Origin of the sequence: Wocania ichthyoenteri Th78, assembly GCF_000789235.1 — a bacterium.
Lineage (GTDB): Bacteria > Bacteroidota > Bacteroidia > Flavobacteriales > Flavobacteriaceae > Wocania_A > Wocania_A ichthyoenteri.
In genome coordinates this window covers 2,350,778-2,365,490 of sequence record NZ_KN525716.1, presented here as the reverse complement: position 1 = coordinate 2,365,490, position 14,713 = coordinate 2,350,778, and the positions used below count along the sequence as shown (strand labels likewise).

Below are 14,713 nucleotides of genomic sequence, written 5' to 3'. Positions count from 1 at the left end.
TAAAGATGTTTATTGATTATTATTAAACCTAGCAAACTCTTTAATTATAGTATCAAGGTGAATTTTATTAATAATCTCAATATTATTAATTACAGATAATTTAGATGCGTTTTCTGCTATTTTAACTATTTCAGCAGAAGAAAAGCCTAATAATTTTTTTGAGTAATCTTTAAGATTCACTTCTTTAGATACTTTTGTTGCTGATAAAGTCATTTTCAATAAAGTATAAATTTCTTTTTCTTCTGGTTTCTTAACCTCTAATACTTCATCAAATCTTCTAAAAACTGCTTTGTCTAGTGATGTTTCTAAATTAGTGGTAGCAATTAATAGACCAGGTGCTTTGTATTCCTCTAGAAGAAATAGAACCATATTAACTAAACGATGCATTTCTCCAACATCCTGTCCATAGTTTCTAGATTTAGCAATGATGTCAAATTCATCTAAAAGTAAGACACAAGGAAAATCATTTATACTGTCAAAAAGTTTTTTTAGGTTAGATAGTGATTCTCCTAGAAAAGAAGAGATAACTGCTTCAAATCTCACTTTATAAAATGGCAGGCCAATATTCCAAGCTAATCTTTCAGCACCCATACTTTTTCCACATCCAGAAGGTCCATAGAAAAGTATTTTTTGTTTTGGTTTTAATCCAAAATGAGCTAATCTTTCTCTTGCTACATACTCTTTTTCTATTAATAAAAACTTATTCTCAATATCGTCAGAAAGAACCATATGATGTCTTAATTCTTCTCTAGGAATTTGAACTGCTAATGGAAAGCTTTTACTTTTAGAAAGTCTATTATTAGATATGGAAAAAATATCTTTTAATTGATTATCAAGTTTTTTGGAAGTTGTAACATTCTGATCTAAAATAGCTTTTAGTTGTTTTGATAATAAATGATGACCTTTGTTTTCTTCATCTTTAACAATATCATATGCAACCTTGACAATATCATCATCAGGTTTTCCATCTATACTTCTAAATAATCTTTTTAAAATATCCTTATTCACTTCTAAATCTATCTACATTCACAAATCTACAAAATAATACTTTCAAAACTTGTATTAATTTTCCATTCCACACACATAACGCTTTCCTCCTACGCCGTCGTGTAAAAAGTGTTTCATTAACATTGCAGAAGAAACTTTTGAGAATAAATTTTTTAAAGAAACTGAAGTAATAACTTTTCGCTTTTGCCAAAGCTCAATTTACATAACGCAGGACATTATAGTACAAATGTTATCGTACTTATGGTAAAAATGTTATGATGCAAATTCGGAATCTTATTTCATTTAACAAACAACTATTGGGATTAATCCCAATAAATCTAATAATAGCTCTAGAATTTACCAATAAAAAATATCAAATAATAACAATTTTAATAAAAATTTGAAAATCTCTTTATTCTGTACTTATTCTGTACTAGGTGCAATAAAAAAAGGCTTCAGATTTCTCGAAAGCCTTGTATTTACTAGTAGCGGGAACTGGACTCGAACCAGTGACCTTCGGGTTATGAGCCTACATATTCATATGCCATATCAATTATTTTACCAAAGACTTCAACTTTCAAATCATTCATCTCATTCCGATCTTAATGATTAATAAAAATTATAAATCAATTCGCGACATCAAATTTGTAGATGAGGAAGTTAATGATTGCTTGCTTATTAAAAAAAATCTTAAATGAGCCTGTAAATATTATTTAGTGAGAAACTATATTAAATATTCACAAATTAAATTATGGAAAACAAAATAGCAAAATGTTGTACCTATGTTGTACCTAAATAAAAAAAGCCTTTCCAGGAAATCCTGCAAAGGCTTAGTACTGAAGACGGGACTTGAACCCGTACGTCCTAATGGACATTGGATTTTAAGTCCAACGTGTCTACCAATTCCACCACTTCAGCATTGGTATATTTAAGAAAGTTTCAGAGCGAAAGACGGGATTTGAACCCGCGACCTCCACCTTGGCAAGGTGATGCTCTACCCCTGAGCTACTTTCGCAGTCTTTTAATGAACGTGCAATATCGCTATTGCGGATGCAAATTTAAAATATTTCTACTAAAACCAAAGCCTTTTTTAAGAAATAATAAAATTATTTTTAAGCGCGTTTTTTCTTAATCAACATGCGCTTAATTTCATTAAGTTTCATAAGTGCTTCAACGGGCGTAAGTGTATCAATATCAATATGTAAAATCTCTTCTTTAATATTTTCAAGCAAAGGATCGTCTAAATTAAAAAAGCTTAATTGCATTTCGTTGTTTAGCGATTTAACCTTATCTGTTAACTCTTCACTAGAATGAGACTTCTCTAATTTCTTTAAAATTTTGTTTGCACGATGCAGAACTTGTTGTGGCATACCTGCCATTTTAGCGACGTGAATTCCAAAACTATGCTCACTACCACCTTCAACCAATTTTCTTAAAAATAGCACGTTGTCTTTTAGTTCTTTTACAGAAACATTGAAGTTTTTAATACGACTAAACGTTTCAGTCATTTCATTAAGCTCATGATAGTGTGTTGCAAATAATGTCTTTGGTTTTGCTGGATACTCGTGTAAATATTCACTAATTGCCCAAGCTATCGAAATACCGTCATAGGTACTTGTACCACGTCCAATTTCATCTAAAAGTACCAAGCTTCTATCTGAAATATTATTCAAAATAGAAGCCGTTTCATTCATTTCTACCATAAAAGTAGATTCACCCATCGAAATATTATCGCTTGCCCCTACTCTTGTAAATATTTTATCTACTAAACCAATTCTAGCAGATTCGGCAGGCACAAAACTCCCAATTTGAGCTAACAATACAATAAGTGCTGTTTGACGTAAAATAGCCGACTTACCAGACATGTTTGGCCCAGTAATCATGATGATTTGTTGTGTTTCTCTATCTAAAAACACATTATTCGCTATGTAACTTTCTCCAATTGGTAATTGCTTTTCGATGACTGGATGTCGCCCATTTTTTATGTCTAAATCGAAAGAGTCATCTATAACCGGATATACATATTTATTATCTTTTGCTAATTGCGCAAACCCACTCAAACAATCTAACTGCCCTATTAAATAAGCATTCTGCTGTACGGGTTTTATATACTGATTTAACCAAAGAATCAATTCGGAAAACAATTGTTGTTCAATAGCTAAAATGCGCTCTTCTGCACCTAAAATTTTAGATTCGTATTCCTTTAATTCTTCGGTTATATAACGTTCTGCATTAACAAGTGTTTGTTTTCTTATCCATTCTTCTGGCACTTTATCTTTGTGCGTATTACGAACTTCAATATAATACCCGAACACATTATTAGAGGCAATTTTTAGTGATGTGATTCCTGTACGTTCGCTTTCGCGCTTCAACATGTTATCTAAATAATCTTTTCCAGATTTTGACAAACCTCTTAACTCATCTAATTCTGAAGAAAATCCAACAGCAATACTATGTCCTTTTAAAATATTTACTGGTGCATCTTCATTTAAAGTTTCTTTAATTTTTTCACGAAGCACATCACAACTTTGAAGTTTGTCTCCAATTATTTTAAGTGATTCGTTTTTGCAATTTGAAGCCAATCCTTTTATAGGCACGATAGCTTCTAAAGAATTTTTAAGCTGAATAACTTCGCGTGGATTAACCTTTCCTGTTGCTGTTTTAGAAATTAAGCGCTCTAAATCGCCAATATGCTTGATGTGGTTTTGAATTTTTTGAAGTGTCGTTTTGTCTTTAGTCAAAAAGTCGACAACTTCGTGTCGCTGTTTTATTTTTTCTACATGCTTTAAAGGCAATGCTAACCAACGCTTTAACAACCTTCCACCCATAGGCGAAATGGTTTTATCAATGACGTTTAAAAGCGTTACCGCATTATTATTGGTAGAATTATAAAGCTCTAAATTCCTGATAGTAAATTTATCCATCCACACATAATCATCTTCTGCAATTCTAGAAATAGAAGTTATATGCTGTAATTTATTATGTTGCGTTTCGCCTAAATAATGTAAAATTGAACCCGAAGCGATTATGCCTTCGTATAAATCTTCAATACCAAAGCCTTTTAAGGTTTTCGTATTAAAATGTTTAATTAAAGTCTCGTAAGCGTAATCGGTTTGATACACCCAATCTTCTAAATAAAAGGTGTGGAAATCGTCACCAAATGTGTCGTTAAACAGTAATCGTTTTTGTTTAGACACCAAAACCTCACTCGGACTAAAATTCTGCAACAGCTTATCAATATACTCTGCATTACCTTGCGATGTTAAAAACTCACCTGTTGAAATATCTAAAAACGAAATACCTATGTACTTTTTATCAAAATAAACCGAACATAAAAAATTGTTCGATTTAGATACTAAAACCTCATCGTTTAGAGCCACACCTGGAGTTACCAATTCGGTAACACCCCGTTTTACAATAGTTTTAGTTTGTTTAGGATCTTCAAGCTGATCGCAAATAGCAACACGCTCACCAGCTTTTACTAACTTTGGCAAATAGGTGTTTAATGAATGATGCGGAAAACCCGCCAATTCAATTTCGCTTTCACTACCTGCACCCCGTTTGGTTAAAATAATGCCTAAAATACCCGCTGTTTTAATAGCATCTTCACCAAAGGTTTCATAAAAGTCGCCCACACGAAACAATAACAGAGCATCAGGATACTTAGCTTTAATAGCATTATACTGTTTCATTAATGGCGTTTCTTTTTTTGTTTTTTTAGCCAATGGAAAGTGGTTTTTTAATGTTATTTTTGACAAAATTGTAGCATGCAATGTACTATTAATTTCATGTTTTTTGAAGTTGATTTTTGAGAAGTTATCTACAATTGCAAATAGATTTCAACAATGGTTATCATTCTGAACGAAGTAAAAAATCTTACTAGAGAGACACTTCTACTGCTCTCAGCGTGACACAAGAACATATAAGGTGAGAAAACTAAAAAACAGCGAATTAGATAGATTAAGTGTTAACGATTTCAAAAGCGTTAAAAAAACATCCCTAATTATTATACTCGATAATATTAGAAGTTTAAACAATATTGGTTCGGTTTTTAGAACGAGTGATGCGTTTTTAATTGAAAAAATTTATTTATGCGGCATAACAGCAACTCCTCCAAATAAAGATATTCATAAAACCGCCCTAGGAAGCACAGATACAGTTGCTTGGGAATATATTGAAAACACAATAGATTTAATTGAAAAACTAAAAACTGAAAATATCAAAATCTGCTCTGTCGAACAAGCTGAAAATGCAACAATGTTAAATGACTTTGAAGTTGAACCAAACACAAAATACGCTTTAGTTTTTGGCAATGAAGTAAAAGGTGTTACGCAAAATGTAGTTAATAATAGCGACGTGGTTATTGAAATACCTCAATTTGGCACCAAACATTCTTTAAATATTTCGGTGAGTTGTGGTGTTGTGGTTTGGGATTTGTTTAGCAAACTAAAATCAAATAATTTATAACTAAATTTGCCATATTTAAACCAAAAGCTTAATAAATTAAAAAAACACTATGAACTTGAAAAAAGAATTATTTTTAATTTTAAAACCTAAAAAAATACTTCAATGTATTCTTATAGCTGTTATTCCTGCCATTTTATTTTATGTAATTTCGTTAAACGTATTAATGCTGCAAGGGTATCAAACTAGAGAAATTATTAAGGAATCTGCAGATCTAACCGATTCTTCAAGCTTTCTTGGGTTTTTATCAAACATTGGAATATGGCTATGGATAAGTTCTGCCTCAATTTGTTTTTTTACAATTACAAAAACTAAATCTTTGATTGACAAAGGTCAAAAAAAATTACTTTTATTAACAGGCTTATTCTCTATACTGCTTGCAATTGACGATTTTTTTATGATTCACGATCGTTATATTAGCCAATATATTTGTTATGCTGTTTATGCATTATTAACATTTACAATATTAATAGGTAATTATAAAACAATATTAAAAACTGATGCTTTTGCTTTTTTTTTAGCAGGATTTTTTCTTGCCCTTTCTGTTTTTATAGATATAATTCAATCGAAAATTCCATTTAACCATCACAAAGTACAAGTATTTGAAGAAGGCTTTAAATTTATTGGAATTGCTACATGGTTATATTTTAACGCTAATGCAGCAGCTTATAATTCGAAAGAATTAAAACCTAACACCCTATAGATATTTAGGCGAATTATGGTGTTGTAGTTTGAGATATGTATAGCAAACTTAAAAGCGGTGACTAAAAAATCAAAGAAACCTTGGCCTACAAAAGATGTGATGTGTCAGATTTATGAGATGCATCTTTGGGGTGGGAATCATCATGATTTTTATTCTGGAAATGGCTCACATAATCCAGAAATTATAAACCCTTATTTAAAAACTTTAATTACATTTTTAAAATCTCACAATACCCCTTTGGTAGTTTGCGATTTAGGTTGTGGCGATTTTAATATTGGTAAACATCTCACTAAATACGCTAAAAAGTATATTGCTATAGATATTGTTGAAAACCTTATTAATAGAAACAAAGAAACATTTAAAGAAGGTAATTTAGAGTTTCTCTGTTTGGATATTATAAAAGATGAGTTTCCTGCTGCAGAGTGCATAATTTTACGTCAAGTATTACAGCATTTATCTAATACAGAAATACAAAAAGTTATAAAAAAATTAGACGCTTATAAATACATCATTCTAACCGAACATATCCCGTTGGGTAACTTTACACCAAACAAAGACATTATTTCTGGGCAAGGCATTAGACTAAAACAAAACAGTGGCGTTAATATATTAGAGCTACCATTTAATTTAAAAGTTATAGACGAAAAACAACTTGGAGAACATATTTTAGATGATAATAAAGGACGTATTGTAACAACGCTGTTTGAAGTGTTTTAAAACTTAACCTTTTTTGTCATTCCATGCATGACACGGAATCTATTAACAATTGAAACTAAAATGTGGATTCCTGTCTTCGTAGAAACAACAAAATTAGCCAACAAGTTAATTTGATTCTAAACTCTAAAAAATCTAACTTCGCTTATCAGCAGTTTTAAAACATTAAAACCATTTCAAATCATGCAGTTAGCGTTAATTAGAAAAAATGAAAATATTTGACTCTCATTTTCATATTATTAATCCGAAGTTTCCTTTAGTAAAAAACCACGGATATCTGCCACCCGATTTTACATCCGAAAATTATAAGGAACAAGTTATGGGTTTCGGAATTGTAGGAGGAGCAATAGTTTCTGGCTCATTCCAAAAATTCAATCAAGAATACCTACTTGATTCTCTAAATACACTTGGAAAAAATTATTTTGGAGTTGCAAACATACCAATCGATATAAGCATAAATGAACTAGAAAGGTTGCATAAATCGAATATATGCGCAGTAAGGTTCAATCTTAAAAGAGGAGGTTCAGAGCGATTAGAGAATATGGTAGAGCTTTCAAATAAGCTTTTCGATTATTATGGTTGGCATACAGAACTTTATGTTGATAGCAAAGACTTAAAGGGACTAAAAACCATCCTTAAAAAAATTCCTAAATTTTCAATTGATCATTTAGGCCTTTCAAAAGCTGGACTTACCGAATTATATTATTGGGCTGAAAAAGGAGTAAAAATTAAAGCTACGGGATTTGGACGTGTAGATTTTAACCCAATTAGTATAATGAAAAAGATTTATTCTATTAACCCTAACTCCCTAATGTTTGGAACAGATTTGCCATCAACAAGAGCAAAAATCCCTTTTTCCATCAAAGATTTAAAATTAATAAAAGACAATTTTTCCGATAATGAACAAAAAAAAATATTTTACAAAAATGCTATCGAGTGGTACAGCAAAAACTAACACCAACAACTTATATATTTAATTACTTTCGAATCCCAATAAATAATCACAATAAACTCGATAATCGTAATCTCAAAAATTACTCCCCACAAATCTCACCCAAAACCCACAAATAATCCGCTCTATTCTCCACAAAATCTCTATCAGAAATATCAATAATTTTAACGTTAAAATCGTTTTGAGTTTTTAAAAACTCTAAGTAGCCCGTATTTATTTTTTCTAAGTATTCGTTGTCGATATTCTGCTCGTAATCGCGTCCGCGTTTTTTAATATTTTGTTGCAATCGCTCCGTATTTTGGTATAAATACACGTATAATTCAGGCTTTTTTAAATCCTTATACATCAAATTAAAAAGCTTTCGGTATAACATAAACTCATCTTCAGCCAAAGTAATTTTAGAAAATATGAGTGATTTAAACACATCGTAATCACTCACAATAAAATCTTTAAACAAATCGAGTTGCGATAAATCGTCAGAAATTTGCTGATAGCGGTCTGCTAAAAACGACATCTCTAAAGTAAAAGCATAACGCTGTGCGTCTTCGTAAAACTTTGGTAAAAACGGATTATCAGCAAAGCGTTCTAAAATCAATTTTGCATTAAAATCATATGCCATCTTATTAGCTAAACTCGTTTTTCCTGCACCTATATTCCCTTCAATAGCGATGTAATTATAATTTGAAAAATTATAGGCTTTACTTGGGTTTTTTAACCAAATATTAATAGGCTCTAAAATGGATTCATCTTCGCACTCCTCTAATAAAACTGACACTTCTTTATTAAGTTTTGGATGCTTAATTTTAGAAGCGATATCATTTAAGGGCAACAAAACAAACTTGCGCTTCTCCATTTCAGGATGAGGCACTCGCAAAGCCTTTGTATCAATAATTTTATCTTCAGCAAAAACAATATCTAAATCGATAATTCGCGCTTCATAACCTGCGTCTTTTTTTCGTGTGCGTCCTAAAGCTGTTTCAATAGATAGTAATTCTTGCAATACATGTTCTGATTGCATATCGGATTCTAAAACCAAACAGCAATTCAAAAAATCGTCACTTTCAAAACCAAAAGCTGGCGATTTATAAACTTTAGAAATTAGTTTAATATGTCCAATCTTGGTATGAATAGCATCAATAGCCGCTTGTAAATTCTTAAATTTATCGCCTTTATTACTGCCCAATGCAATATAAAATGTTGTTGGTTTTATCATAGAGAAAGCAAAATAACTAAAAGTAAATGGTTTCCTTTATATTTACATTAATGATTTATTCACAATTTATATGACATTAAAAGACAAACTTGCTGCGCAACGTATATACATGCTCTTGGGTGCTTTATTTATAACATCGTTAGTAGTATCTAACTTAATTTTTCAGAAATTTTTTTATTGGTATCCGTTTGATGTGGAAGTTTTTGGAAGTAAACTTTTTGTTATTTCTGTTGGTATTTTACCATATCCCATTACTTTTTTAATCACCGATTTAATTAGTGAAATTTATGGAAAAAAGCGCGCAAATCAAATAGTAGTTACAGGAATATTTGCCTCTTTATTTTCTGTTTTAATTGTTTATGTAGCCGATATAGTTCCTGCAGTTGCAAGTTCTCCCATAAACGATTCTGTTTTTACTAATGTTTTTGGAAGAACCATTTTAGCTGTTGGTGCTAGCATGATAGCGTATTTATTTGCTCAGTTTGTAGACATTCAAATTTATCATTTTTGGAAAAAACTTACCAAAGGAAAACATCTTTGGTTACGAAATAATTTCTCGACTTGGTTATCTCAGTTTGTCGATACTTTTTCTGTTGTTTTTTTATTATGCTTTTTTGAAGTTTTACCTTGGAGTCTTTTTAAAGGCTTATTGATTAGCGGATTTCTATTTAAAGTTTTAGTCGCTGCTTGCGATACGCCTTTTTTATATTTGGGCGTTTATTTATTTAGAAGGCGATTTAATTTAAAAGTGAACGAAGAGATTGACTTACTTTAACCGTTTGTGTTAACATTAATCTCACTTAGGTTAAATTTTTATTAAACTTTTTACTTACTTATACTTAAACACGAGCACACTCGTATATTTATATAAATATTTTCTTATGAAAAAAGCTTTAAAAATTATTGGCATTACATTACTTATTGTCGTAGTCCTTTTAATTACTATCCCTTTTGCATTTCAAGGGCAAATTAAAGATATGGTTAAGAGTTTTATAAACGAAAACCTAAATGCAAAGGTTGAATTTAGCGACGTTAGTTTAAGTTTCCTTAGCAGTTTTCCGCAAGCCCATGTTAACGTAAGCGATTTGGTCATTACAAATTTTGAGCCTTTTAAAGACGAAACTTTAGTTACTGCTAAAAGTATTTCGTTCACCATGCCTATAAAGGAGTTGTTTAAAAAGGCTGAAGAAGATCCCATTACAGTAAATTCAATCGATATTAATGAGGCTTTGTTAACTTTAAAAACGAATAAATTTGGTGATAATAATTACGATATTACTAAAGAAGATAAAAATGCTTCAAACGAAAACCAAACAAGTAGTTTCTCGTTTAATCTTGAAGATTATAGTATTAACAAAAGCGCATTGACTTATTTGGATGAAGCATCAAACATATTAATTCATGTATCAGAATTAAATCATAAAGGAAACGGTATTTTTTCCGCGGAAGCGTCAGAATTAGACACCAAAAGCGAAGCAAATATTAGCATCACTCTTGATAGCACCACATATTTAAGCAACAATCCTGTAAAATTAGATGCTTTAATTGGTTTAGATTTAAACAACAGTATTTACACCTTTAAAGAAAATAAAGGCTTTATAAACGATTTACCTTTAGAGTTTTCTGGTTTTGTACAACAGTTAGAAAACGGACAGCAAATTGATATCACTTTTAAAAACCCAGAATCTGATTTTAAAAATTTCTTAGCTGTTATTCCTAAAGCCTATTCTAAAAATATCGATGACGTACAAACCACTGGCGATTTTAAAGTAAATGGTATTATAAAAGGATTGTCTTCAGATAAAACAATTCCCAATTTAGACATCAATATTACATCAAATAATGCCTCGTTTAAATATCCAGACTTGCCAAAACGTGTTAGCAATATTTCCATAAACACCTCTATAAAAAACACCACAGGCAATGCGGACGACACGTTTATAGATATTAAAAAACTAAATTTTAAAATTGATGACGATGTTTTTAAATCGTCAGCTACTTTAAAAAACATCACAAAAAATATGCTGGTAAATGCCAATATTGATGGAATTTTAAATTTATCAAACATTACAAAGGTCTATCCTATTGAACTTGAGAATGCTTTAAGTGGTATTTTAAAAGGAAAAATTAATACGGCTTTCGATATAAAAGCTATTGAGACTAATGCTTACGAGCGTATTAAAAATAATGGTTCTGCTAGTATTACAGATTTTGTGTTTTCATCAGAAGATATTGTAAACCCTATTCATATTTCAAAAGCAGACATGACGTTTAATCCAGGAACAGTATCGTTAAATAATTTTATAGCAAAAACTGGCGATAGTGATTTAAACGCCACCGGAACCATTAAAAATTTATTAGGTTTTTTATTGAGCGACAACACATTGCAAGGTAATTTTAATGTGAACTCTAACATGTTTAAAGTGAGTGATTTTATGTCTGAAGATGAAGAATCATCTGAAAACAAAACTACAAGTGACACTGAATCATTAAAAATTCCTGCGTTTTTAGATTGCACCATTAATGCCGATGCCAAAACCGTAGTTTATGACAACTTAAACTTAAAGGATGTAAAGGGTACACTACTAATAAAAGACCAACAGGTTACGTTAAAAAACATGACCTCTAATATATTTGACGGTGCGTTATCAATAGCTGGAGATGTTTCAACAAAAAACGATACACCTACTTTTAATTTGAATTTAGGCGCCAACGGATTTGATATTGCAAAGTCGTTTAAAGATTTAGAATTGCTTCAAAACTTAGCTCCTATTTCAAAGCTGCTCGCAGGAAAATTAAATACTAACATTAGTCTTTCTGGAAATTTAGATAAAGAGTTCTCTCCAAACTTAAGTAGTGTTTCAGGTAACGCTTTCGCAGAATTATTAGCGACTAGAATTGGAGCAAATCAAAGTGAATTAATAAGCAAACTTGGAGGCGCTTTAAATTTTATAGATTTTAAGAAACTTGATTTAAAAGATTTAAAAACAAAACTAGAGTTTGCCAATGGTACAGTAAGTGTAAAACCTTTTCAGTTAAAATATGAGGATATTGTTATTAATATTTCTGGATCGCACGGTTTTGATAAAACATTAAATTACAGTGCTATCTTTAATGTGCCAGCAAAATATTTGGGGAGCGAGGTTAATCAATTAATAGGTAAAATTAATACTGAAGAAGCTAAAAATATTTCTATACCAATTACCGCAAACATTGGTGGCACTTACACAAATCCATCAGTAAAAACCAATTTAACAAGTGGTATTAACAATTTAACAAAACAGCTTATTGAAATTGAAAAACAAAAACTACTAAACCAAGGTAAAGACAAAGTTAAAGATTTAATTGGCGATGTTATAGGTGGTAATAAAACCAAAACAGACTCACTTAAAAAACAACAAAATAGTACAATTAAAGATGTGTTAGGTGGTATTGTTGGAGACAAAAAAGCTCAAACTGATACTACCAAAACTAACTCAACAAAAAATGCTGTTAAAAATGTGCTCGGTGGGCTATTAGGCAAAAAGAAAAAAGAGCAAGACACTATAAACTAAAACTCAGAAATAAGTCAAAAACGACCAAAACTCTTAAAAATACACAATTTTTAATCAATTTTCGTTCTTTTTTTAATAAAAACGATAAAAAATTAGGATTTTAAAATTAATAGGTTATGTTATAGAAAGTATAAACTTTTTAAACTTTCTGATAATATATGAGGCAATTAAAAATTACGAAACAAGTTACCAACCGAGAATCAAAATCACTAGACAAATACCTTCAAGACATAAGTAAAATTCCTCTTATAACCGCCGAAGAAGAGGTTGAATTAGCACAAAAAATACGCCAAGGCAACCAAAAAGCTCTAGACACGCTCACAACCGCTAACTTACGTTTTGTAGTTTCAGTCTCGAAACAATACCAAAACCAAGGCTTATCTTTACCCGATTTAATTAACGAAGGTAATGCAGGATTGGTTAAAGCCGCTAAACGTTTTGATGAAACTAGAGGTTTTAAATTTATATCTTATGCCGTTTGGTGGATTAGGCAAGCAATTTTATCTGCCTTAGCAGAACAATCTCGAATAGTTAGATTACCTTTGAACAAAATTGGTTCTATAAATAAAATAAATAAGGCTTATTCATTTTTAGAACAAGAACATGAAAGGGCACCTAGTGCTGAAGAAATTGCAAAGAATCTAGATCTTTCACTAAATGATGTGAAACAATCTATGAAAATTTCTGGCAGACATGTGTCTATGGATGCTCCTTTAAAAGAAGGTGAAACATTTAGTTTGTACGACGTCGAAAAATCAAATGAATCACCTAGACCAGATAATGATTTAATGAAAGACTCTTTAAACATAGAGTTAAACAGAGCATTAGATACATTATCTGAAAAAGAGGCAGAAGTAATACGAAATTATTACGGTATAAGTAAAAAGCACCCAATGAGCCTACAAGAAATAGGCGTATCGTTTGGTTTAACACGAGAACGCGTAAGACAAATAAAAGAGAAAGGTATTCGCAGATTGCGTCATACCTCTAAAAGTAAAGTACTAAAAACGTATTTAGGATAATCCTAAAACAAAAACAATTAAAAAAATTATATGTTAAAAATTATTGTTAAAGACGGTGAAAACATAGAACGTGCCTTAAAACGTTATAAAAGAAAGCACAGAAATATTAAAGTCATGCAAAATTTAAGAGAAAATCAGTTTTTTACAAAACCATCTGTTAAGAGGCGTCGTGAAATTCAAAAAGCTGAGTACATTCAAAACATTAGAGACAACGAAAATATTTAGTATTCTCTGAAACATACAATATACAACCCATTTACAATAACCTGTAAGTGGGTTTTTAATTTATACTGATATTAACCACTAAACCTTCGTTTGCACGAATATTAAAAACGGTATTATCTTCAAAAATTAAATATTGTCCCTTAATCCCAACTAGCTTTCCGGAATACTGTTGTTCCTTAATAATATTTAAGCTTTTAGGTTTTTCAGGATATTTGTATACAGGGAATTCTATGTTAGTTTCAGTATTATTTTCGATAAAATAATCTATGGCTTCATCAGGAACATATTGTTTCAATCGCTCGCGCCATTCTACTAAATTTTCATCTTCAATCTCATTTTTAAGCATTTTTCGCCAATTGGTTTTATCTGCCACATAATTTTTTAAAGCTACTTCGGTTATTCCTGCCAAATACCTATTTGGCACTTCAACAATTTCAATAGCTTCGTGTGCACCTTGATCTATCCAACGTGTTGGCACTTGTTGTTTTCTAGTTACTCCAACTTTAACATTGCTAGAATTTGCTAAATACACAATGTGTGGCTGTAACTGTACTCTTTTTTCAAACTCCAAATCGCGATCTTCTTTACCTAAATGCGCCGTGCTTAATTCGGGACGCATAATCCAGTCTGCTGCTTGTGGCACTTCAAAAAAACACTGTTTATCAAATCCTTGTCTGTAAATGGGCTTATCCAATCCACAGTTTAAACATTGATACTTAACAAATTGAATGTTAATCGTTTTATTCAACAACTGATTCATATTCAAAAAATCATTTTCAAACACCAAATAGTATTGAATAGGTTGCGAAAACTCAGTTTCCATTTTTGTTAAAACGCCTTGGTAGTTCATAAAAAAAAACCTTATTTTTAAGAACTTAA

The 14,713-nt window shown here is 30.9% G+C and carries 12 protein-coding genes and 2 tRNA genes; 8 read left to right on the top strand and 6 right to left on the bottom strand.

Going from position 1 to position 14,713, the window contains the following annotated elements:
• Positions 1-9: 9 nt before the first annotated feature.
• From RG22_RS10275 to mutS, 4 genes are all read right to left on the bottom strand, one after another.
• Positions 10-1,008: an AAA family ATPase gene (locus tag RG22_RS10275; RefSeq protein WP_034042960.1), complete on the bottom strand. Its 999-nt coding sequence runs from the start codon at positions 1,006-1,008 to the stop codon at positions 10-12.
• A gap of 813 nt (positions 1,009-1,821) precedes the next feature.
• Positions 1,822-1,905, bottom strand: a tRNA-Leu gene (locus RG22_RS10270).
• A 25-nt stretch (positions 1,906-1,930) separates the two neighbouring features.
• A tRNA-Gly gene (locus RG22_RS10265) sits at positions 1,931-2,002 on the bottom strand.
• A 97-nt stretch (positions 2,003-2,099) separates the two neighbouring features.
• The gene (mutS, locus tag RG22_RS10260) at positions 2,100-4,712 is read right to left on the bottom strand and encodes a DNA mismatch repair protein MutS (RefSeq protein ID WP_034042959.1); all 2,613 of its coding nucleotides are present in this window, start codon (positions 4,710-4,712) and stop codon (positions 2,100-2,102) included.
• A gap of 202 nt (positions 4,713-4,914) precedes the next feature.
• On the opposite strand from mutS, the gene RG22_RS10255 reads away from it, so the two are divergent.
• From RG22_RS10255 to RG22_RS10240, 4 genes are all read left to right on the top strand, one after another.
• Complete coding sequence (locus RG22_RS10255) at positions 4,915-5,454, top strand: RNA methyltransferase (protein WP_034042958.1); 540 nt, start codon at positions 4,915-4,917, stop codon at positions 5,452-5,454.
• Positions 5,455-5,509: 55 nt separating this feature from the next.
• Positions 5,510-6,154 carry a hypothetical protein gene (locus RG22_RS10250; RefSeq protein WP_034045972.1) on the top strand — a complete coding sequence of 215 codons (645 nt, stop codon included), beginning with the start codon at positions 5,510-5,512 and terminating at the stop codon, positions 6,152-6,154.
• A 57-nt stretch (positions 6,155-6,211) separates the two neighbouring features.
• A complete protein-coding gene (locus RG22_RS10245; RefSeq protein WP_034042957.1) occupies positions 6,212-6,871 on the top strand; it encodes a class I SAM-dependent methyltransferase in 660 nt (219 codons plus the stop codon).
• Between the two features lie 205 nt (positions 6,872-7,076).
• Entirely contained in the window at positions 7,077-7,823 is a 747-nt protein-coding gene (locus RG22_RS10240; protein ID WP_034042956.1) for an amidohydrolase family protein, read from the top strand.
• A 79-nt stretch (positions 7,824-7,902) separates the two neighbouring features.
• On the opposite strand, the gene folK is transcribed toward RG22_RS10240, so the two are convergent.
• Complete coding sequence (gene folK, locus RG22_RS10235) at positions 7,903-9,033, bottom strand: 2-amino-4-hydroxy-6-hydroxymethyldihydropteridine diphosphokinase (RefSeq protein WP_034042955.1); 1,131 nt, start codon at positions 9,031-9,033, stop codon at positions 7,903-7,905.
• A 70-nt stretch (positions 9,034-9,103) separates the two neighbouring features.
• Between folK and RG22_RS10230 the strand changes: the two genes are divergently transcribed.
• The 4 genes from RG22_RS10230 to rpsU all read left to right on the top strand — a co-directional run bounded on the left by RG22_RS10230 (position 9,104) and on the right by rpsU (position 13,834).
• Positions 9,104-9,808: a queuosine precursor transporter gene (locus RG22_RS10230; protein WP_034042954.1), complete on the top strand. Its 705-nt coding sequence runs from the start codon at positions 9,104-9,106 to the stop codon at positions 9,806-9,808.
• 106 nt (positions 9,809-9,914) lie between these two features.
• Positions 9,915-12,587, top strand: coding sequence for an AsmA-like C-terminal region-containing protein (locus RG22_RS10225; protein ID WP_034042953.1), 2,673 nt, complete (start codon positions 9,915-9,917; stop codon positions 12,585-12,587).
• Between the two features lie 158 nt (positions 12,588-12,745).
• Positions 12,746-13,609 (top strand): sigma-70 family RNA polymerase sigma factor, encoded by an 864-nt coding sequence (locus RG22_RS10220; protein ID WP_034042952.1) that lies wholly within the window; start codon positions 12,746-12,748, stop codon positions 13,607-13,609.
• A 30-nt stretch (positions 13,610-13,639) separates the two neighbouring features.
• Positions 13,640-13,834 (top strand): 30S ribosomal protein S21, encoded by a 195-nt coding sequence (gene rpsU, locus RG22_RS10215; RefSeq protein WP_034042951.1) that lies wholly within the window; start codon positions 13,640-13,642, stop codon positions 13,832-13,834.
• Positions 13,835-13,889: 55 nt separating this feature from the next.
• Here rpsU and RG22_RS10210 read toward each other — a convergent pair whose 3' ends face one another.
• Positions 13,890-14,684 (bottom strand): DUF2797 domain-containing protein, encoded by a 795-nt coding sequence (locus RG22_RS10210; protein ID WP_034042950.1) that lies wholly within the window; start codon positions 14,682-14,684, stop codon positions 13,890-13,892.
• Positions 14,685-14,713: the final 29 nt, after the last annotated feature.

What these genes read in the sequence shown, in the direction of transcription:
- RG22_RS10240 (WP_034042956.1), top strand. Translation starts at nt 7,077, where the DNA reads ATGAAAATATTTGACTCTCATTTTCATATTATTAATCCGAAGTTTCCT.
- folK (WP_034042955.1), bottom strand. Translation starts at nt 9,033, where the DNA reads ATGATAAAACCAACAACATTTTATATTGCATTGGGCAGTAATAAAGGC.
- RG22_RS10230 (WP_034042954.1), top strand. Translation starts at nt 9,104, where the DNA reads ATGACATTAAAAGACAAACTTGCTGCGCAACGTATATACATGCTCTTG.
- RG22_RS10225 (WP_034042953.1), top strand. Translation starts at nt 9,915, where the DNA reads ATGAAAAAAGCTTTAAAAATTATTGGCATTACATTACTTATTGTCGTA.
- RG22_RS10220 (WP_034042952.1), top strand. Translation starts at nt 12,746, where the DNA reads ATGAGGCAATTAAAAATTACGAAACAAGTTACCAACCGAGAATCAAAA.
- rpsU (WP_034042951.1), top strand. Translation starts at nt 13,640, where the DNA reads ATGTTAAAAATTATTGTTAAAGACGGTGAAAACATAGAACGTGCCTTA.
- RG22_RS10210 (WP_034042950.1), bottom strand. Translation starts at nt 14,684, where the DNA reads ATGAACTACCAAGGCGTTTTAACAAAAATGGAAACTGAGTTTTCGCAA.